At 62.2% G+C, this 20714-nt stretch carries 15 protein-coding genes and 1 pseudogene; 8 read left to right on the forward strand and 8 right to left on the reverse strand.

Annotated features, from left to right (window positions below):
* Nucleotides 1–34 precede the first annotated feature (34 nt).
* On the forward strand, nt 35–685 hold the full coding sequence (pncA, locus tag QWI20_RS03555) for a bifunctional nicotinamidase/pyrazinamidase (RefSeq protein ID WP_369304195.1): 651 nt from the start codon (nt 35–37) through the stop codon (nt 683–685).
* Between the two features lie 887 nt (nt 686–1572).
* On the opposite strand, the gene QWI20_RS03560 is transcribed toward pncA, so the two are convergent.
* Nucleotides 1573–2058: an N-acetyltransferase family protein gene (locus QWI20_RS03560; RefSeq protein ID WP_369304196.1), complete on the reverse strand. Its 486-nt coding sequence runs from the start codon at nt 2056–2058 to the stop codon at nt 1573–1575.
* Between the two features lie 175 nt (nt 2059–2233).
* On the opposite strand from QWI20_RS03560, the gene QWI20_RS03565 reads away from it, so the two are divergent.
* The 3 genes from QWI20_RS03565 to QWI20_RS03575 all read left to right on the forward strand — a co-directional run bounded on the left by QWI20_RS03565 (nt 2234) and on the right by QWI20_RS03575 (nt 5386).
* The gene (locus QWI20_RS03565; RefSeq protein ID WP_369304197.1) at nt 2234–3157 is read left to right on the forward strand and encodes a formate/nitrite transporter family protein; all 924 of its coding nucleotides are present in this window, start codon (nt 2234–2236) and stop codon (nt 3155–3157) included.
* Between the two features lie 176 nt (nt 3158–3333).
* Complete coding sequence (locus QWI20_RS03570) at nt 3334–4017, forward strand: response regulator transcription factor (RefSeq protein ID WP_062387311.1); 684 nt, start codon at nt 3334–3336, stop codon at nt 4015–4017.
* Nucleotides 3995–5386 (forward strand): ATP-binding protein, encoded by a 1392-nt coding sequence (locus QWI20_RS03575; protein WP_369304198.1) that lies wholly within the window; start codon nt 3995–3997, stop codon nt 5384–5386. The genes QWI20_RS03570 and QWI20_RS03575 overlap by 23 nt, the downstream gene beginning before the upstream one ends.
* Before the next feature lie 121 nt (nt 5387–5507).
* On the opposite strand, the gene QWI20_RS03580 is transcribed toward QWI20_RS03575, so the two are convergent.
* Nucleotides 5508–5645, reverse strand: a complete 138-nt coding sequence (locus QWI20_RS03580; protein ID WP_369304199.1) for a hypothetical protein — start codon at nt 5643–5645, stop codon at nt 5508–5510.
* 252 nt (nt 5646–5897) lie between these two features.
* Nucleotides 5898–6308: a hypothetical protein gene (locus QWI20_RS03585; protein ID WP_369304201.1), complete on the reverse strand. Its 411-nt coding sequence runs from the start codon at nt 6306–6308 to the stop codon at nt 5898–5900.
* A 206-nt stretch (nt 6309–6514) separates the two neighbouring features.
* On the opposite strand from QWI20_RS03585, the gene QWI20_RS03590 reads away from it, so the two are divergent.
* Genes QWI20_RS03590 through QWI20_RS03600 form a run of 3 tightly spaced genes read left to right on the forward strand, consistent with a single transcriptional unit; the run spans nt 6515 to nt 12294 of the window.
* A complete protein-coding gene (locus tag QWI20_RS03590; protein WP_369304202.1) occupies nt 6515–9745 on the forward strand; it encodes an efflux RND transporter permease subunit in 3231 nt (1076 codons plus the stop codon).
* Nucleotides 9735–10901 carry an efflux RND transporter periplasmic adaptor subunit gene (locus tag QWI20_RS03595; protein ID WP_369304203.1) on the forward strand — a complete coding sequence of 389 codons (1167 nt, stop codon included), beginning with the start codon at nt 9735–9737 and terminating at the stop codon, nt 10899–10901. Before QWI20_RS03590 ends, QWI20_RS03595 begins: the two co-directional genes overlap by 11 nt.
* Nucleotides 10885–12294, forward strand: coding sequence for an efflux transporter outer membrane subunit (locus tag QWI20_RS03600; protein WP_369304204.1), 1410 nt, complete (start codon nt 10885–10887; stop codon nt 12292–12294). The genes QWI20_RS03595 and QWI20_RS03600 overlap by 17 nt, the downstream gene beginning before the upstream one ends.
* 716 nt (nt 12295–13010) lie before the next feature.
* Here QWI20_RS03600 and QWI20_RS03605 read toward each other — a convergent pair.
* Both QWI20_RS03605 and katG read right to left on the reverse strand, forming a co-directional pair.
* Nucleotides 13011–13466 (reverse strand): annotated as a pseudogene (locus QWI20_RS03605) (transposase); the annotation flags it as partial.
* A gap of 723 nt (nt 13467–14189) precedes the next feature.
* A complete protein-coding gene (gene katG / locus QWI20_RS03610) occupies nt 14190–16460 on the reverse strand; it encodes a catalase/peroxidase HPI (RefSeq protein ID WP_369304205.1) in 2271 nt (756 codons plus the stop codon).
* 265 nt (nt 16461–16725) lie between these two features.
* Between katG and QWI20_RS03615 the strand changes: the two genes are divergently transcribed.
* A complete protein-coding gene (locus tag QWI20_RS03615) occupies nt 16726–17187 on the forward strand; it encodes an Hsp20 family protein (protein ID WP_369304206.1) in 462 nt (153 codons plus the stop codon).
* A 32-nt stretch (nt 17188–17219) separates the two neighbouring features.
* Here QWI20_RS03615 and QWI20_RS03620 read toward each other — a convergent pair whose 3' ends face one another.
* The 3 genes from QWI20_RS03620 to QWI20_RS03630 form a co-directional block, all read right to left on the reverse strand.
* Nucleotides 17220–18074, reverse strand: coding sequence for an amidohydrolase (locus QWI20_RS03620; protein ID WP_369304207.1), 855 nt, complete (start codon nt 18072–18074; stop codon nt 17220–17222).
* Between the two features lie 55 nt (nt 18075–18129).
* On the reverse strand, nt 18130–19434 hold the full coding sequence (locus QWI20_RS03625; RefSeq protein ID WP_369304293.1) for an MFS transporter: 1305 nt from the start codon (nt 19432–19434) through the stop codon (nt 18130–18132).
* 79 nt (nt 19435–19513) lie between these two features.
* A complete protein-coding gene (locus QWI20_RS03630) occupies nt 19514–20245 on the reverse strand; it encodes a GntR family transcriptional regulator (RefSeq protein WP_192172330.1) in 732 nt (243 codons plus the stop codon).
* Nucleotides 20246–20714: the final 469 nt, after the last annotated feature.

Raw genomic sequence — 20714 nt, forward strand, 5'->3', positions numbered from 1 at the left:
AGCCTCAAGAATCACTGCATCAAGGACTCAGATGATGACCACGCTGCTTTCCCGATTGCCCTCCGACCCCCGCGCCGCGTTGCTGGTGATCGACATGCAATACGACTTCATGCCCGGCGGCGCGCTGGCCGTGGCCGACGGCGATGCGCTGGTGCCGCTGATCAATCGCCTCGGCGCGCAGTTTCGCAATGTGGTCATGGCCCAGGACTGGCACCCGCGCGGGCATGTGTCGTTTGCGTCGAGCCATGCCGGGCGCGCGCCATTTGAAAGCATCACCCTGCCCTACGGCGCGCAGACGCTGTGGCCCGATCACTGCGTGCAAGGCAGCCACGGTGCTGCATTGCACGCGGATCTGAATATCACCCACGCGCAGTTGATCCTGCGCAAGGGCTGCAACGCCGGCATCGACAGCTATTCCGCGTTCGTCGAAGCCGACCGCACGACGCGTACCGGGCTGGCCGGTTATCTGAGCGAGCGTGGCATCGACAGCGTGTTCGTGGTCGGTCTGGCCCTGGATTTCTGCGTGGCCTGGACCGCGCTGGACGCCCGGGCGGCAGGTTTCAACACCTGGGTGATCGCCGACGCGTGCAAGGCCATCGACCTGAACGGCTCGCTGGACCAGGCCTGGAAAGACATGGCGCTGGCGGGGGTCAACCGGATCGACAGTGCAGAGCTGATGGACTGAACACGTTGCCCACCCTGTGGGAGTGAGCTTGCTCACGAAGAGGCCGGGGCATTCAGTCATTTTCTCGGGGGGTGAAAGTAAGTCTTCGCGAGCAAGCTCGACTCCCACGGGATCGTGGACTGACTCTGTATTTCGGCTAGTTCGGAGGACCTATGGGAGTGAGCTTGCTCACGAGGAGGCCGGGACATTCAGCCACTTTCTCTGGCAGCTGAAAGTAAGCCTTCGCGAGCAAGCTCGCTCCCACGGGATGGTGGGCTGACTCAAAATCGCCGGTTGTTGCAGGACCGGTGGGAGTGAGCTTGCTCACGAAGAGGCCGGGGCAATCAGCCACTTTCTCTGGCGGCTGAAAGTAAGTCTTCGCGAGCAAGGTGGAGCGCCACCCCGGTCACTCCCACCAGATCGTGGACTGACTCAATATTTCGGCTGATTCGTAGGACCTGTGGGAGTGAGCTTGCTCACGAAGAGGCCGGGGCATTCAGCCACTTTCTCCGGCGGCTGAAAGTAAGTCTTCGCGAGCAAGGTGGAGCGCCACCCCGGTCACTCCCACGAGATCGTGGACTGACTCAATATTTCGGCTAGTTCGTAGGACCTATGGGAGTGAGCTTGCTCACGAGGAGGCCGGGACATTCAGCCACTTTCTCTGGCAGCTGAAAGTAAGTCTTCGCGAGCAAGGTGGAGCGCCACCCCGGTCACTCCCACGGGATCGTGGACTGACTCTGTATTTCGGCTAGTTCGGAGGACCTATGGGAGTGAGCTTGCTTACGAAGAGGCCGGGGCATTCAGCCATTTTCTCGGGGGCTGAAAGTAAGTCTTCGCGAGCAAGCTCGACTCCCACGGGGTAGTGGACTGACTCATATTTCGGCCAGTTCGGAGGACCGGTGAGAGGTTTAATCTTCACCCAACGCAAAGCGCTTCAACCCTTCCCCCTCCATCCGGTAACGCACCCACTCATCCTGGGGCTCGGCGCCGATTGATTTGTAGAAATCGATCGCCGGCTGGTTCCAGTCCAGCACGCTCCATTCCAGACGGCCGCAGCCGCTGTCGTGGGCGATGCGGGCCAGATGGCGCAACAGCTTCTTGCCCGCGCCGACGCCCCGTTGCGCGGCAGACACGTACAGATCCTCAAGATACAAGCCCTTGCGGCCCAGCCAGGTGGAATAGCTCAGGAAGTACACGGCGAACCCGATAGGCTGGCCGTCTAGCAGGCAGATCAGCGCCTTGGCCGGCGAAGCTTCGTCGAACAGGCTGCGCTCGATGTCGGCGACGCTGGCCTTGACCTCGTGCTCGGCTTTTTCGTAGATCGCAAGCTCGGTGATGAAGCCCAGAATGACGGCGGCGTCGTCACGGGTGGCATCGCGGATATGAAGGCTCAAAGGAGGGGCTCCCGGGTCAGTGAAAAGGCAGCCGCCGTTGGCGAACGACGGGTAACGGATTGTGTCTCAAGCAGCAGCGCCGCGCAGCAAGCACGTGCACGCCAGCCGCCGCCTCCCTCGAACATCGAAAGCAGAATGCTCTGCCCAAGAGCACTGAATCATCCAAAGGATCGCCATGGAACACGAACCAGACGGCAAGACCCCCGGCCTCACGGCGGAAGAAGAACGCGACATCGACGAAAACCAGCCACCCCGGGCCGCCGTCCTCCACGAAACGATCCGCATGCAGGGCGATCAAGAACTGGAGCGCAACGTCGCCGCATTGTTCTGGTCAGCCCTCGCGGCCGGGCTGACCATGGGCCTGTCGTTGATGGCGATGGGGCTGTTGAATTCTCGCCTGCCCGATGCCGAAGGCTTCAAAGTCATCGCCAGCTTCGGCTACTGCGCAGGCTTTCTGGCGGTGATTCTCGCCCGTCAGCAGCTGTTTACCGAAAACACCCTGACCGCCGTGCTGCCAGTGATGAGCAAGCCGACGCTGAAAAACGTCGTCCGCCTGTTGCGGCTGTGGACCGTGGTGCTGGTAGGTAACCTGTGCGGCACGCTACTGGTGGCCTACGTCATGCTGCACCTGCCGATCTTCGACACCAAGACCGACCAGGCCTTTCTCGAAATCGGCCGCAAGGTGATGGAGAACGACAGCGGGCAGATGTTCGCCAAGGGCATTATCTCCGGCTGGATGATCGCCACCATGGTGTGGATGATCCCCTCCATGGAATCCGCCAAGGTCGCCATCATCGTGATGATCACTTACCTGATGGCGCTGGGAGATTTCACCCACATTGTCGTTGGCTCCGCCGAGGTCTCGTATCTGGTGTTCGCAGGCGAGCTGCCGTGGAAGGATTTCTGGCTGACGTTTGCGGGCCCTACCCTGGGTGGCAACATCATCGGCGGCAGCTTCATCTTCGCGTTGATCAGCCATGCGCAGATCAGGAGCGAGGGTGAAACGCCGGACAAGAAAGGCAAGAAGAAAGCGCTGGACGAAAAGCTGAAGCAAGCGCTGCGTCAGCCCAAAGCTGAATCCGATCGCAAAGGTGCTTGAAGCGGTAGGAAATGTGACAGTGACCGGTGTGCCTGAGTGTGACACTGGTCCTGTTGGAGTGAGCTTGCTAGCACCAAAAAGCCCCTCATGCCCTTCTTAAATTATTTTTAAGAAATTCCGACTACGTTTAAAGGCAAAATGCAGCCTTCTGTCCTCTCACGTGGCCCTGACCTCACATGACGCGAATCCTGACAATCGAAGACGATGCCGTCACCGCGAAGGAAATCGTTGCCGAATTGAGCAGCCATGGCCTGCAAGTGGACTGGGTCGACAACGGCCGCGAAGGCCTCGTCCGCGCGGTCAGCGGCGATTACGACCTGATCACCCTCGATCGGATGCTGCCGGAAGTCGACGGCCTGGCGATTGTCACCACCATGCGCGCCCTGGGCATTGCCACGCCGATCCTGATGATCAGCGCGCTGTCCGATGTGGATGAACGGGTGCGTGGGTTGCGTGCTGGCGGGGATGATTACCTCTCCAAACCCTTCGCCTCCGACGAAATGGCCGCCCGTGTGGAAGTCTTGCTGCGCCGCAGCAATCCGGGGACCCAGGCCGAGACCATGCTCAAGGTCGCTGACCTCGAACTCAATCTGATCACCCGTGAAGCCAGCCGCGCCGGGCAGCCGCTGAACCTGCTGCCCACCGAGTACAAGCTGCTGGAATTCCTGATGCGCAACAGCGGGCAGATCATCACCCGCATGATGATTTTCGAAGAAGTCTGGGGTTATCACTTCGACCCCGGCACCAACCTGATCGACGTGCACATCGGTCGCTTGCGCAAGAAAATCGATCCCCCTACCCTGACGCCGCTGATACGTACCGTTCGAGGCTCAGGTTATGTCATTGCCGAACCCGTCTAAGGGCTGGCGCTCCTCCAGCAGCCGGCTGCTGGCGCTGTACAGTTTCCTGTTTGTGGCCTGGAGCAGCATCCTCATGGGGGTGCTGTACTGGGAAGTCACCAGTTACCTCAACACCCTCGCCCGCCACTCGCTGATGCAGCGCCAGCAGCTTTTTTCGCGCTTTGAAGGCGCGCAGCTGGACGATGCGTTGCGCACCAGCGACAAATTCGACATGCGTTCGGTCGACGCCTATGGGCTATTCGACAAGGACATGAACCCCATCAGCGGCCCGATCCAGAGCATTCCCGACGGCCTCAAGCTGACCGGGGAGATTCAGGAGCTGGCCACCTGCATCGATTCCGATGACCCAGACCTGCCCAGCTCGGGCTGCGACGCCGTGGCGATTCACACGCTGGATGATCGCTGGCTGATTCTGGTGCGCGACAACGGTTCGCTGTTCGCCGTGACCACGCTGATTCTGCGCGCGCTGCTGTGGGGCATTTCGCTGACGATCATTCCGGGTATCGCCGGCTGGCACTTGCTGGGACGCCGGCCGCTGCAACGCATCCGGGCGATTCAGGCCAGCGCCGAGGCCATCGTCACCGGCGACCTGGCCCGACGCCTGCCGGTGTCGGACCGACGCGACGAGCTGGACATGCTCGCCGACATCGTCAACGCCATGCTCGACCGCATCGAGCGCCTGATGAACGAGGTCAAGGGCGTCTGCGACAACATCGCCCACGACCTGCGCACCCCGCTCACGCGCCTGCGCGCGCAGCTCTATCGAATCCAGCAGCAGTCCCCGGAAGATTCGGCGCTGGGCGAACAGATGGCCCAGGTGATTGCCGACGCCGACACGCTGATGGCGCGCTTTCGCGGGCTGCTGCGGATTTCAGAACTGGAAGACCACCAGCGGCGCTCGGCCTTCGGTCAGCTCGATCCGCAGCCGCTGTTGCAGGAGCTGCATGATTTTTACCTGCCGCTGGCGGAAGAAGGCCGCGTCTCGTTGCAGTTGAAAGTCGCCGAGCAACTGCCGCCGCTGGTGGGTGACCGCGCGCTGCTGTTCGAGGCGCTGTCGAACCTGCTGAGCAACTCGATCAAGTTCACCCCGCCGGGCGGGCAAGTCCTGCTCATCGCCCGCGCCGAAGGTGACACGACCTTCATCGAAGTTCAGGACACCGGTCCCGGCATCCCCGACGCCGAACGCGAAGCGGTATTCAAGCGCTTCTATCGCAGTGAAAACGGCAATCAGCAAAGCGGTTTCGGCCTGGGATTGTCCATCGTCGCCGCGATCGTCAACCTGCACGGCTTCAAACTGCGCATCGGCAGCAGCCCGTCCGGCGGCGCGAGCCTGGTGCTGGAATGCCGACGGGTGTTGGCGTTGGGGTGAAGGGGTGGGGCTTTGGGCTGCAAGCTGCAAGCTGCAAGCTGCAAGCTGCAAGCTGCAAGCTGCAAGCTGCAAGCAAAAACGACAAAGCCGCCTCAAGGGCGGCTTTGTTTATTGGGGGGCGTTACATCTTCCGGGCTTGCTCGATGATCTTTTCCTGCCGCGCCCAGGCTTTCTCCATGACCTCCAGATAAACCCGTTCCTTCTCCTCGAACCGCTGATCATCCAGCAGCCGGAATGCCGCCTTCGTGAGCAAGCTCACTCCCACATGGACCGTGTATGCCGCGCGGCAGCGCTGGGTCTAACAAACAGGATGAAAACGCAGATCATCTGGCAGATGGAGCACCTGTGGGAGCGAGCTTGCTCGCGAATAGGCCCGTATATCCGCCAAATATCCAGCAGCCGGAATGCCGTCTTCGTGAGCAAGTTGGGGCGCCACGCCGGTCACTTCACATGGATCAGGTGTACCGCGTGACAGTGCGCGACATGACCCGAACCACAAAGCACCCTTCCCTCACCCCGGCATGCACGTGAAGTCCACGCTGTGCCCCAGCGACTTCCCTTTCGCGTCTTCGAGTTTCACCCGGTATTCCTCGCCCAGGCTGGACTCCACCAGCTTGTAATGCTCACCCGCCTGGAACTGGCTGTACTGAATGCCCGTTTCGCAGTTCATCTCACCGTTGTCGCCGCTGCGTTCGACGATCAGGTTGACGTCGAGGGTGTGGGCGCCGGGTTTGACTTCGAAGAAGCGACCGTCATTCAGGCGCTTGCCGTCCAGGTCCTCGGCCATCAACACGTCGGCAGGCTGTTCCTGCAAGCTGATCCACGCCTCGCCCGGGTCGGCTTTGGGCATGGGACCGGCGCAGGCGGACAGCACCGCAACCAGGCTGAACATCGGGACCAGCAATAACGATTTGGCTTTCATGACGCGACCTCGGCAGTTGAAAAAATCCCTGATGTGCAGGGTGGAATTTCGAGGTGCGCAGGGTGCGTGGGCCACGGATGAACAACAAATGAATCCAGCATGAAAGCAACCTGCTCGCCGCACTAACGTTTTGTTCATCTCGCTGAAAGCTGCGTGTTAGGTACGTCCACCAACACTGCGCCCATTCGAAATGGGAGGTTTACGGCATGCTTGGGCTGGTCAGGACTGCATTGCTAAAGCCGTACACGTTTATCGTGTTGGCGATTTTCATCTGTATTGTCGGGCCGATGGCGGCCCTTAAAACGCCCACCGATGTGTTTCCGGACATCGGCATTCCGGTGGTCGCGGTGGTCTGGCAATACGCCGGGCTGTCGCCGGATGCCATGGCCGGTCGGGTGATCTACACCTACGAGCGCTCGCTGAGCACCACGGTCAACGACATCGAACACATCGAGTCGCAGTCGCTGCCCGGTATGGGCATCGTCAAGATTTTCTTCCAGCCGGGCGTGGATATCCGCACCGCCAACGCGCAAGTGACGGCGGTCTCGCAGACGGTGCTCAAGCAAATGCCGGCGGGCATCACCCCGCCGCTGATTCTCAACTACAGCGCCTCGACCGTGCCGATCCTGCAGATGGCCTTTTCCAGCCCGACGCTGTCGGAAGCGAAGATTCGCGATCTGGTGCAGAACAGCGTCCGGCTGCCGCTGAGCGCCGTGCCGGGGCTGGCGATGCCGACGCCCATGGGCGGCAAGCAGCGGCAGATCACCCTGGACCTCGATCCGCAGGCGCTGGCCGCCGAAGGCCTGTCCGCGCAAGACGTCGGCAACGCACTGGCCGCCGGCAACCAGATCATCCCGGTGGGCACGGCGAAGATGGGCGGCGACGAATACACTGTGCTGCTCAACAACAGCCCCAAGGCCATCGACGAACTCAATGACCTGCCGATCAAGACCGTCGACGGCGCGCTGATCACCATCGGCCAGGTGGCCCACGTGCGCGACGGTTCGCCGCCGCAGACCAACATCGTGCGCGTTGACGGCCGTCGCGCCGTGCTGATGCCGGCGCTGAAGAACGGCAACATCTCGACCCTGTCCATCGTCGACAACATCCGCAACATGCTGCCGCTGATCAACGAAACGCTGCCGCCGGCCCTGAAAACCTCGCTGCTGGGCGACGCCTCGGTGTTCGTCAAAGCGTCGGTGGGGAGTGTGGCCCGGGAAGGCATCATCGCCGCCTTGCTGACCAGCGTGATGATCCTGCTGTTTCTCGGCAGCTGGCGCTCAACGCTGATCATCGCCGCGTCGATTCCGCTGGCGGTGCTCTCGGCCATCGCGCTGCTTTCCGTGACCGGACAAACCCTGAACGTCATGACTCTCGGCGGCTTGGCGCTGGCGGTGGGGATTCTGGTAGACGACGCGACGGTGACCATCGAGAACATCAACTGGCACCTGGAACAGGGCAAAGCGGTGAAGGACGCGATCATGGACGGCGCGCGGCAGATCGTCGGCCCCGCGTTCGTGTCGCTGCTGTGCATCTGCATCGTCTTCGTGCCGATGTTCATGCTGCAGGGGATCGCCGGATTTCTGTTCCGGCCGATGGCGCTGGCGGTGATCTTCGCCATGGCCAGCTCGTTTCTGCTGTCGCGCACCCTGGTGCCGACCCTGGCGATGTTTCTGCTCAAACCCCACGTGCTGGAAACCGGCCCGGGCCATCACCCGGAAGACCCGTTCATCAATCACCACGAAGGTGACCAGCATGGGCGTCAACGCAACCTGATCCTGCGCGGCGCATTGAAATTTCAGCAGGGTTTCGAGGCACGTTTCTCAGCGATTCGCGACACCTACCACGGCCTGCTGAGCCTGGCACTGAAGCGGCGCAAGTCATTCCTCATCGGCTTTCTCGCCTGCGTGGTCGCCAGTTTTGCGCTGCTGCCCAGCTTGGGCGAAGACTTCTTCCCGGCCACCGACGCCGGCGCGCTGTCGATGCACGTGCGCCTGCCACTGGGCACGCGCATCGAGGAAAGCGCGGCGGCGTTCGACCGCATCGAGCAGCGCATCCGCGAGATCATCCCGGCCGACGAACTGGACACGGTGATCGACAACATCGGCATCCCCCTGAGCGGCATCGACATGGCCTACAGCAGCAGCGGCACCATCGGACCGCAGGATGGCGACATTCAGGTCACCCTCAAGGCCGATCACGCGCCAACCGCCGATTACGTCAAACGCCTGCGCGAAGCCCTGCCGCAAAGCTTTCCCGGCAGCCAGTTCGCGTTCATGCCCGCCGACATCAGCAGCCAGATCCTCAACTTCGGCGCACCCGCGCCGCTGGACCTGAAAATCTCCGGCCCCAACGGCGACGCCAACCGCGCCTACGCACTGGAACTGCAGCGGCTTTTGCAGCACGTGCCGGGCATCGCCGACCTGCGCATCCAGCAATCCACCGGTTACCCGTCGTTGCAGGTGAACGTTAATCGGCTGCGCGCCAAGCAACTGGGGATCACCGAAAAAGACGTGACCACCAGCCTCGGCGCATCCCTGGCCGGGACCTCCCAAGTCGCGCCGACGTACTGGCTGAACCCGAAAAACGGCGTCTCGTATTCGGTGGTCGCGGCGACACCGCAATACCGGCTCGACAGCCTGCCGAGCCTGGAAGCCCTGCCGATTACCGGCAGCAACGGGCAGTCGCAGATCCTCGGCGGCCTGGCGACGATCAGCCGCGTCGACAGCCCGGCGGTGGTCACCCACTACAACATTCAGCCGACCCTGGACCTGTTCGCCAACGTGCAGGGCCGCGACCTCGGCGGGGTGGCGGCGGACATCCAGAAGGTCATCGACGACACCGCGCACCTGCGGCCGAAAGGCGCGACGGTCAGCCTGCACGGCCAGATCGACGCACTGCATGAAGCGTTCAGCGGTCTGAGCCTGGGCCTGCTCGGCGCCGTGGTGCTGATCTACTTGCTGATCGTGGTCAACTTCCAGTCGTGGATCGACCCGTTCGTGATCATTACCGCCCTCCCCGCCGCGCTGGCCGGCATCGTCTGGATGCTGTTTCTCAGCGGCACGTCGTTGTCGGTCCCGGCGCTGACCGGGGCGATCCTCTGCATGGGCGTGGCCACCGCCAACTCGATTCTGGTGGTGAGTTTCTGCCGCGAGCGCCTGGCCGAACACGGCGATGCCCTGCTCGCCGCGATGGAGGCTGGCTACACGCGCTTCCGCCCGGTGTGCATGACCGCGCTGGCGATGATCATCGGCATGCTGCCGCTGGCGATTTCCCAGGAACAGAACGCGCCGCTCGGCCGTGCGGTGATCGGCGGCCTGATCCTCGCCACCACTGCCACCCTGCTGTTCGTGCCGGTGGTGTTCAGCCTCGTTCACCGCCACTCAACACCCTTGCCTGCGAATGCCCTTGATGGAGAAACACCCCATGTCGTCTGAACACGCCCCTTCGCGCAAACGCCTGATGTTGCTCGGCATTGGCGGCCTGACTTTAGCGGCGCTGCTGGTTGCCAATGGCCTCGCCGCACGCACCCGCGAGGCACACGCCGTCGACGCCTGGACCGAGCGGCAATCAGTGCCCGTCGTCAGCGTTGTCGTGCCGACCCAAAGCGCCCAAGGCAACACCTTGCGCCTGCCCGCTCGCCTTGAGGCCTGGAGCAATGCGGCGATCAACGCGCGGGTCAGCGGTTACCTGAAAGACTGGGACGCCGACATCGGCAGCCATGTGCAAGCCGGTCAGGTATTGGCCCACATCGACAGCCCCGAGCTTGATCAGCAACTGGCCCAGGTCCGGGCGCGTCTGGCCCAGCAACACGCCAACGCGCGCATTGCCCAGACCACGGCGGCACGCTGGCAGCATCTACTGACCACCCATTCAGTGTCGCAACAGGAAGTGGATGAAAAAGTTGCCACCGCCACGGCTGCCAATGCCGATGTGCAGGCGGCAGACGCGGAATATCAACGGATCGTCGCGCTGGAGGAATACAAGACCATTCGCGCGCCATTCAGTGGGACCGTGACCGCGCGCAACACCGACATCGGTCAGTTGATCAAAGCCGATGACGGCGGCGCCCGCCCGCTGTTCAGCCTGGCCGACACCCATCGCCTGCGGCTGTACGTGCCGATCCCGCAGAACTACGCCAGCGTGGTCCGCCCCGGCATGCAGGTGCAACTGAGCGTGCCCGAGCATCCGGGGCAGACCTACACCGCCACGTTGCTGGGTGACTCCACGGCGGTGGATCCACGCTCCGGCACCCTGCTGGCCCAGTTCATCGCCGCCAACCCGGACGGCGCGCTGATGCCCGGCGACTACGCCGACGCCACGCTGCCGGTAAACAACGCCAGCGGCGGGCTGAGCATTCCGGCCAGCGCGTTGATCTTCCGCGCCAACGGCACCCAGGTTGCCACCCTCGATGGCGCCGGCCATGTGCACCTGCGGGACATCCACATCGCGATGGATCTGGGGGACCGGCTGATCATCGATCAAGGCCTCAAACCGGCCGATCACGTCATCGACAACCCGCCCGATGCTCTGCGGGAGAACGATGCCGTGCAACTGGCGGACGCCGGAGGTGACCATGCGCACAAGGCTTGAAGCGCTGACGCTGGCCATCGCCGTGACGCTGCAGGGCTGTTCGCTCGCACCGGTTTATCAGGCGCCGGCGGTTCAACTGCCCGCGCATTTCGCCGAGGACGCCGGCCCCTGGCACCCGGCGCAGCCTGCCGATACGGTGCAGGCCCAGTGGTGGAAAGCGTTCGAGGACGCGCAACTGAATGATCTGCAACGACGGCTGCTCAATGCCAACCCGGATTTGACCGCCGCGCTGGCGCACTACGATGCCGCGTTGGCGTATGCGGGTCAGTTGCACGCCGGGCTGATGCCTCAAGTCAACGCCAATCTGAGTCCGGTTCGCCAACGGCAGTCGGATCGACGGCCACTGCGCAGCGGCACGCAGCCCTCGATCTACAACAGCGACACCGCCGGGTTCAGCCTGAATTTCGACCCGGACCTGTGGGGCAAGATCCGCAATCAAGTGGCGGCCGGCGACGCCCAGGCCCAAGCTTCGGCGGACGATCTGGCGGTCGCGCGCCTGAGCCTGCAGCGCCAGCTGGCGACGCTGTATGTGCAGGTGCGCGGGCTGGACGCGCAAAGCCGCATCCTGCAGACCTCGCTGGACGACTACACCCAAGCCCTGCAACTGACCCGCGATCGCTACCAGGGCAAGATCGCGTCGGCACTGGACCTGACCCGTGCGCAAAGCCAGCTCGCCGAAGCCCGTGCGCAGCTGGATGACGTCAACGCCCAGCGCGACCTCAGCGAACACGCCATCGCCGAACTGGTGGGCGCGATGCCCGGAGACGTTCGTCTGGCCCAGAGCGCGCAACCGCTGAAACTGCCCGGCATCCCCCATACCTTGCCCGGCAGCCTGTTGCAACAACGCCCCGACGTTGCCGCCGCAGAGCGCCGGGTGTTTGCCGCCAACGCCAACATCGGCGTGGCGAAAGCGGCGTGGTACCCGGACTTCAGCCTGACCGGCCTGCTCGGCGGACAAACCCAGGGCAGCGGCAATCTGCTGGCAGCCGCCAATCGCTACTGGGCGCTGGGGCCGCTGGTCAATCTGCCGATTTTCGACGGCGGCCGCCGCAGTGCCAACGAGCGGCAAGCCAAAGCCGAGTTTGAAGAGGCCGCCGCGCAGTACCACAGCCAGGTGCTCAAGGCGGTGCGCGAGGTCGAAGACAATCTGGGACAGCTGCGCAATCTGCAGCGTGAGTCCGAGGACCAGCACGCCGCCGTCGACGCCGCACAAAGCGCCGAACAGATGGCGATGAACAGCTACCAGGCCGGGGCCGCGAGTTACCTGGACGTAGTGACCGCGCAAACCGCGGCGCTTCAGGCACAACGGCGGTTGCAGGTGGTTGAGACCGACAGGTTGCAGGCCAGTGTCGGGCTGATGGCGGCGTTGGGTGGGGGGTGGAAAAGCGGGTGAGCTTAGCGCCCTGTGGGAGTGACCGGGATGGCGCTCAATCCTGTTCACGAAGAGGCCGGGGCATTCAGCTACATTCTCTGGTGGCTGAAAGTGAGCCTTCGCGAGCAAGCTCGACTCCCACGGGATGGTGGCCTGCCTCGATATTTCGGCTAGGTTGGAGGACTTGTGGGAGTGAGCTTGCTCACGAAGAGGCCAGTACATTCAGCCACTTTCTCTGGCGGCTGAAGGTCAGCCTTCGCGAGCAAGCTCCACTCCCACGGGATGGTGGGCTGACTCAATATTTCGGCCAGTTCGGAGGACTTGTGGGAGTGAGCTTGCTCACGAAGAGGCCAGTACATTCAGCCACCTTCTCTGCTGGCTGAAAGTAAGTCTTCGCGAGCAAGCTCGACTCCCACCAGATAGTGGGCTGCCTCGATACTTCGGCCAGTTCGCTGGACCTGTGGGAGTGAGCTTGCTCACGAAGGGGCCAGTACATTCAGCCACCCTCTCTGCTGGCTGAAAGTGAGCCTTCGCGAGCAAGCTCGACTCCCACGGGATGGTGGGCTGACTCAATATTTCGGCCAGTTCGGAGGACCTGTGGGAGTGACCGGGCTGGCGGTCCACCTTGTTCAAGAAGGCTCATTGATGGGCCATGACTCAGGCAGATCATTGTTGATGCCTAATAAAAGCTTAAGAAACTCACTCCCGGACTCTCCGAACTCGACCCCTGAACCTGGCAACCCAATGGAGTCCCATAGTGGATAATCTCCGACCCGGCTGACTAACCCTGCCCGGAGAGGATTGGACACGATATAGCGGGCGAAGTGAATCAGATCATCCTCATGGCGTGCGGCTGCATCGTGATATCCAGGCTGCCACAGTCGCCCCTGATTGCCGGTGACCCTGTTCACTGCAATGGCGGTCTTCGACTTGACTCGCTGAACAATGCCCGCAAGCGAGCCGTGATGTAGCTTCACTAACCAGTGAAAATGGTCAGGCATCACAACCCACGCCAGCGTTTTTGCAAATCCGCACTTGTGCACATCTCTCATTTCCTTTACGAGCAGCCGACCCACCCGCCAATCACTAAAATCATTTCTCATACGGTCGAGCCGGGAGGTAACCAGATAGATCCTCCCCATTTCGGAATACCGCCCTATGCGCAAGCTGTGCGAACGAGCTTTCGTGGCCATGCTGACTACCTCGACTGTGGATGCACAAACCACGGTAGCCGCTTCATGAGCCATGCCTGTGAGGGTGTATTTCGGGCTGTGTCATGTTCATCCGCAAAAGTTGAATCCTGCGGGCGCTTGCTACCAGGGGATGGCAGTTCGGCTTGAGATGTCGAGCCAGGCTGAGGACCTGTGGGAGTGAGCTTGCTCACGAAGGGGCCAGGACATTCAGCCACTTTCTCTGGCGGCTGAAAGTAAGTCTTCGCGAGCAAGCTCGCTCCTACGGGATAGTGGACTGACTCATATTTCGGCCAGTTCGGAGGACTTGTGGGAGTGAGCTTGCTCACGAAGAGGCCGGGACATACAGCCACTTTCTCTGGCGGCTGAACGTAAGTCTTCGCGAGCAAGCTCGCTCCTACGGGATTGTGGACGGACTCATATTTCGCCCAGTTCGGAGGACCTGTGGGAGTGAGCTTGCTCACGAAGGGGCCGGGGCATTCAGCCACTTTCTCTGGCGGCTGAAAGTAAGTCTTCGCGAGCAAGCTCGACTCCCACGAGATGGTGGTTCAGCTCGATATTTCGGCCAGTTCGGAGGACCTGTGGGAGTGAGCTTGCTCACGAAGAGGCCGGGGCATTCAGCCACTTTCTTTGGCGGCTGAAAGGATCCGAACCTCCTCACAAAAAACAACGCCTCCACAGGGGAGGCGTTGGTTATGACGCGCTGCAGGCTAAAAAACCCTGACCTCAAGCAAGATCAAAGCGGTCCAGCTCCATCACTTTGGTCCACGCGGCGACGAAGTCCTGGACGAACTTCTCTTGCCCGTCCGCACTGGCGTAGACCTCGGCCACGGCCCGCAATTGAGCGTGTGAACTGAACACCAGGTCGACCCGGGTGCCAGTCCATTTGACGGCGCCGGTGTTACGGTCACGGGCCTCGAACAGCTGGTCGCCGCCCGACACCCCTTTCCACTCGACGCCCATGTCCAACAGGTTCTTGAAGAAGTCGTTGCTGAGCGTACCCGGCTTCTCGGTCAGGACGCCGTGCTGGCTATGCCCGGCGTTGATATCCAGAACGCGCAAGCCGCCGATCAGGACGGTCATCTGCGGCGCCGTCAGGTTCAGTAACTGCGCCTTGTCGACCAGCAGCTTCTCTGCCGAGACGCGGTAATGGCCCTTGAGGTAATTGCGGAAACCGTCGGCGATGGGTTCAAGGAAGCCGAACGATTCGACGTCGGTCTGCTCCTGAGAAGCATCCATACGGCCCGGGGTGAACGGCACAGTGACGTGATGACCGGCATTTTTCGCGGCCTGCTCGATACCCGCGCTGCCGCCGAGAACGATCAAATCAGCCAGCGAAATCTGCTTGCCGCCGGACTGGGCGCCGTTGAATTCATCGCGAATCCGCTCCAGGGTTTGCAGCACGCCCGCCAGATTGGCCGGCTGGTTGACCGCCCAGTCTTTCTGCGGAGCCAGACGCAGACGGCCGCCGTTGGCACCGCCACGTTTGTCGGAGCCCCGGAAGGTCGACGCCGCCGCCCAGGCCGTGCCGACCAGCTGCGAGACCGCCAGTCCGGACGCCAGGATTTTTTCCTTGAGCGCAGTCACGTCGTTGGCGTCCACCAGCGGGTGGTTGACCTCGGGAATCGGGTCCTGCCACAGCAGCTCTTCCCCTGGCATTTCCGGGCCGAGGTAACGGGCGAGCGGGCCCATGTCCCGGTGGGTCAACTTGAACCAGGCGCGGGCGAAGGCATCGGCCAATTGGTCAGGGTTTTCCAGGAAGCGTCGGGAGACCTGCTCGTAAGCCGGGTCCACGCGCAGCGCCAGATCGGACGTCAGCATGCGCGGTTCCTGGCGTTTGGCAGGGTCGAAGGCATGGGGGATCTTGCCCGCGCCAGCGCCATTTTTTGGCCTCCACTGATGGGCTCCGGCCGGACTCTTGGTCAGCTCCCACTCGAAGCCGAACAGGTTTTCCAGGTACTCATTGCTCCACTGGGTTGGGGTGGAGGTCCAGGTCACTTCGAGCCCGCTGGTGATGGCATCGCCGGCCTTGCCGGAGCCATAAGTGCTGCGCCAGCCCAGCCCTTGTGCTTCAAGGCCTGCAGCTTCCGGTTCAGGCCCGACATTGTCAGCGGGCCCGGCGCCGTGGGTCTTGCCGAAGGCGTGGCCGCCAGCGATCAGGGCAACGGTTTCCTCGTCGTTCATGGCCATACGGCCGAAGGTCTCGCGGATGTCCCGCGCCGAGGCCGCCGGATCAGGCACGCCTTCCGGCCCCTCAGGGTTTACATAGATCAGGCCCATCTGCACGGCGGCCAACGGGTTTTCGAGATTGCGCTCGCCGTTGGCGGTGCGGGTCTGTTCTTCGCTGTGGTGCTCCGGCTCGGCAACCAGCGTGCCCTCGCCCGGCTGTTGCATGTCCTTGTGCGCGCCGTAGCGGTCTTCACCGCCGAGCCAGGTGGTTTCAGCGCCCCAGTAAACGGCCTCGTCCGGTTCCCAGACATCGGCACGCCCACCGGAAAAACCGAAGGTCTTGAAGCCCATGGATTCCAGCGCGACGTTGCCGGTGAGCACGATCAGGTCGGCCCAGGAAATCTTGCTGCCGTACTTTTGCTTCACCGGCCAGATCAGTCGGCGCGCCTTGTCGAGGTTGACGTTGTCCGGCCAGCTGTTGAGCGGTGCGAAGCGCTGCTGCCCGGCCCCTGCGCCGCCACGACCGTCAGCGGTGCGGTAGGTGCCGGCGCTGTGCCAGGCCATGCGAATGAACAGCGGACCGTAGTGACCGAAGTCGGCCGGCCACCAGTCCTGGGATTGAGTCATGACCTCAAGCAGGTCGCGTTTGACGGCGGCAATGTCGAGGCTCTTGAATTCTTTGGCATAGTCGAAGCCCTCGCCCATCGGATCGGTCAATGGCGAGTGCTGGTGCAGGATCTTCAGGTTCAGCTGGTTCGGCCACCAGTCACGGTTTGTGGTTCCGCCTCCGGCTGCGTGGTTGATCGGGCATTTCGATTCAGTTGACATGGTCTACTCACCTTCTTGTTTACTTTTTACTTTTCGGCCATCAGCGAGACAGCCCAGGGTAGCACTCGCACAAGACTAGACGACTCAGGCCAGCCGTCTAATAGGCAAATGTTTGGGCGACGATAGAGTGGTTCTGTTGGCGGAGTATTTAACGCAGGTGCTTGTATTTTCTGGCGCTTGAGCTCAACTCTAACGACAGCATCAAGTGCAGAGCCGGCGTCGACCGGCGTCTTGATCACCGTGGCAATCTCCAGGAGATTCAGGCATGGCCACCACCGCTTCACTGGCCCCGTTGTTCCGGCAATCAGTGGGCTTTGACCGCTTCAACGACTTTTTTGAATCTGCCCTGCACAGCGAAATAAACGCCAGCGGCCCCCCTCACAACGTCGAACGGTACGGCACTGACCATTACCGAATCGTGATCGCCACGGCAGGGCTTGCCGCCGCCGACCTTGACCTGACCCTGGAAAGAAATGTGCTGACCGTTTGCGGAGGTGAAGCCCACACCGATGGCGGCGTGACGTACCTGCATCAGGGCATCGCCCATGGGCCATTCCGGCTGGTCTTCCATCTGGCCGATCACATTGAGGTGCAGGGCGCGACCTTCAAGAACGGTTTGCTGATCGTCTTCCTGCTGCGTGTCGAACCCCAAGGGGCCAAGGCCAGACGGATCAGCATTCACAGCCCCGAGGACGATCCCGACCGGCCGCACATCAGCCGGCCTTGATCAGCGGAGAGAAACGCGCGCCTCAAGCCGGATCAGGCCTCGGTCGGCGGGAAATCAAACAGCACCTGGGGTGCGTCGATGAGCAAGGAGCGCATCAATGGCGCAGTGCAGCCCAGCGCCTGCAGCTGCTCGAGCACAGAGCCATAGCTGATAGTATTTTCATGCTGGGTGTGAGGCCAGTCACTGCCCCAGACCAGCCGCTGCTGACCGAAAGCGTCGACCAGCAACGGCAGCGCGGCACGAGCGAAATCGAGGTTTTCTTGTGCGCTGCCCTCCAGACGGTAAATGCCCGAGACTTTCATCCACAGTTGCCCGCTGCGGCCCAGTTCCAGCATCTGGCGAAAGCCCGGTTGATCGAGGCCCAGTCGGGCATCGGGCCGACCAAAGTGGTCAATCACGATCTTCATGCCGAACGGCATCAGTCCCGCCAGCAGCATCGGTATATCCGCGACTTGCCGGTGCACTTCTACGTGCCAGTCGAGCGCGGCGATGTGCCCGAAGAACACCTGCCACTGCGGTTCGGAAAAGTCCGGCAGCGCTTTGCCCATCAGGTTCAGACGCACGCCGACGACGCCCAACTGGTCCATTTCTTCCAACGCGGCACGGCTGATATCGCGGTCGACCACCACCACGCCACGCAGTTGATCCGGCGCCTGTTGAAGGGCGTCGAGCAAGTAGCGGTTATCGGTCCCGAGGAAACTCGGTTGCACCAGCACACCATGGCTCAGGCCGTGCTGGTGAAGTTGATCCCGGTACATCGCCAGCGTGGCGTCGTAGTCCGGTGAATAGCGTCGTGCCGATGTCTGGTCCAGCTCCCTGCTGAAGACGTGTGCGTGACCGTCGATGCCAAGGATCGACGCGGGGGAGACGGAAAAGAGGTCGGACATGGATCTCATCTATCAAAAGATGCGCGACGCAATAGGCGCCGCGCGGAAGGGAACATCAGGCGCGGGCGGTTTCGCTGCGTGTCTCTGCAACGGCGCCGGCAGTAGGGCTGGCTTCCAGGCTGCGACCGCGGGTTTCCGGCAGGCACAACGCGGCGATCACGGCGACGCCATAGGCGATCCCGGCGTCGATGCCGATGGCTGAACCCAGCGACATCGATTCGCTCATGTGGCCCACCAGAAACGGGAAGACCGAGGACAGCACACGGCCGAAGTTGTAGCAAAAGCCCACCCCTGCCCCGCGCACGTCAGCCGGATACAGCTCGTTGAACAGCGCGCCGAGGCTGGCCGGAATGCCGGCGGCGAAGAAGCCCAGCGGGAAACCGAGGAACAGCATTTGGGTGTTGGTCAGCGGCAGGAACACGTAGCACTGCACGGTGACGACACAGCACAGGGCGAACAGCACGATGTTCAGGCGGCGGCCGATGCGGTCGATGAGAAAGCCGCTGGCGATACAGCCGCACCAGAAGGCGACAATGATGACTGCCAGGTAGCCGCCGGAGTTGAGCACCGACAGATTGCGTTCGGTTTTCAGGAAGGTCGGCAGCCAGGTCATCACGGCGTGGTAGCCGCCGTGGGCGCCGAGGCCGAGCAAGCCGCCGAGCAGCGTCACGCGGATCAATTCCGGGCGGAAGATGCCGGCCAGGGATTTGAAGAAGCTCTGCGGGATGGCGTTGTCTTTTTGCAGGCGCTGGAAGCTGTCCGGCTCCTCGACGTTGCGGCGCACCCAGATGATCAGCAGCGACGGCAGCAGGCCGACCAGAAACATCACCCGCCAGGCCATGTCCTGGGGCACGAACGAATAGATCAAGGTAAACACGCCGACCGCCAAACCCCAGCCCACCGCCCAGGCGCTCTGCACGGTGCCCATGACCTTGCCACGGTATTTCGGGTTGATGGTTTCAGCCATCAGCACCGCGCCTGCGGCCCACTCGCCACCGATGCCAAAACCCTGCAGCGCCTTGACGATCAGCAGCGAGCTGAAGCCAGTGACGAACGCCGACAGAAAGGTGAAAAACGAGAACCAGAGGATCATCCACTGCAGCGTGCGCACCCGGCCGTAGCGGTCGGACAGCGTGCCACCGACCCAGCCGCCCAGGGCCGAGGTGATCAGCGTCACGCCACTGATCAGCCCGGCGTCACCCTTGGTCAACGCGAAGGCGGCGATCAGCGCCGGAATCGCCAGGCCGAACATCTGAACTTCGAGGGCGTCCAGCGACCATCCGCCGAAGCAGGCCCAGAACGTTTTGCGCTCCCGAGGAGTGACGTGGCGATACCAGTTGAACATGGTTTTTGTCCTTATAAGTGTGAAGCAGCAGGTGCTGTAGAGCCCGTTCTGAGTGACGGGCTTGGGTGCAGATTTCGGCAGTCGACGGCGCGGGTTAGCGGATGTCGACGCTGTAGCGGAAGTGGCTGGCGTGACCGCGGGACCGTCGCCATTCCAGCGGTTGTCCGGCGTAGTTGCGCGCCAGACGCTCGATCACCACCACCGGGCTGTTGACCGGCACCTGCAGCAAGCGGGCGTGGGTGTCGTTGATGGCTTCGGCGGTCAGGGTTTCTTCGGCGTAGGCCACGACCTGGCCGCATTGCTCTTCGTAGATCGGATAGAGCAGCGGTCCCTGGCGACTGAGGTCGATTTCCAGCAGCGTCTGAAACTGCACCTGGGGCAGCCAGATTTCTTCGGCGAGCACGGGCTGGGCGTCGAGCAGACGCAGGCGGATCAGGCGAATCACCGGCGCGTCCAGCGGCAGACCCAGGGCGTGGGAAACGGCCGAGGGCGCGGTCACGGCTTCGATGGAGAGGATGCGGCTTTCAGGCACCTGGCGTTCACCGGAGACGCTTTGAAAGCGGAAGAAGCGGAACAGCGAGGACTGGAACTGCGGGCGGCGAATGAAGGTGCCGCGGCCCTGTTGTCGTTCGAGGATGTTTTCGTTGACCAGCATGTCGATGGCTTTGCGCACGGTGCCGGTGGACAGGCAGTACTCGCTGGACAGCGCGGCTTCGGTGGGAATGGCTTCGCCCGGGCGCCAGCGGTTATTGGCGATCTGTTCGGCGAGCTGGTCTCGCAAGCGTTGGTAGAGCGGCAAGCGGACATCGCTGGAAAGTCGGTTCATGGAGGCGCTTCGCTGTTGTAGTTATGTAGTCATCTATATGAATCTGCGCTGAGTATTGTCCCGTTACAAATGGGCGTCAAGGGTGGGGATGGGGGTTGGCGGATGAATGGCGTTTGGGGGTTTGAGGTTTCACGTTTTTCAGGGGAACGCGGAAACGGCAGAGCGTGTGTCTGCCGTCAGGTTGCGGGGAGCGCGGGGGGTGTCAGGTCGGGATCAGGTCGGGGAGATGGTGGCGAGGGCGCCGATCATAAGGGTCAGGGCAAGAAAGCCGAACAGGAAGATGGCGAGCTTGGCCATGGGTTTCTCCTACGCAAGTTTGAAGTACTAGGGATTTCGGGCCGGATGATGCGGACCGGTCGGGCTTGATCGGTCTGCCGGGAGTGAAGTGATTTTGCGGGTTGTCGCTGTTTCAGTACAGATTCAGGTAAGGCTTATAAATACGGATCAGATACAGGGTTATGCACACGTC

The organism is Pseudomonas sp. W2-17 (assembly GCF_041060445.1).
Lineage (GTDB): Bacteria > Pseudomonadota > Gammaproteobacteria > Pseudomonadales > Pseudomonadaceae > Aquipseudomonas.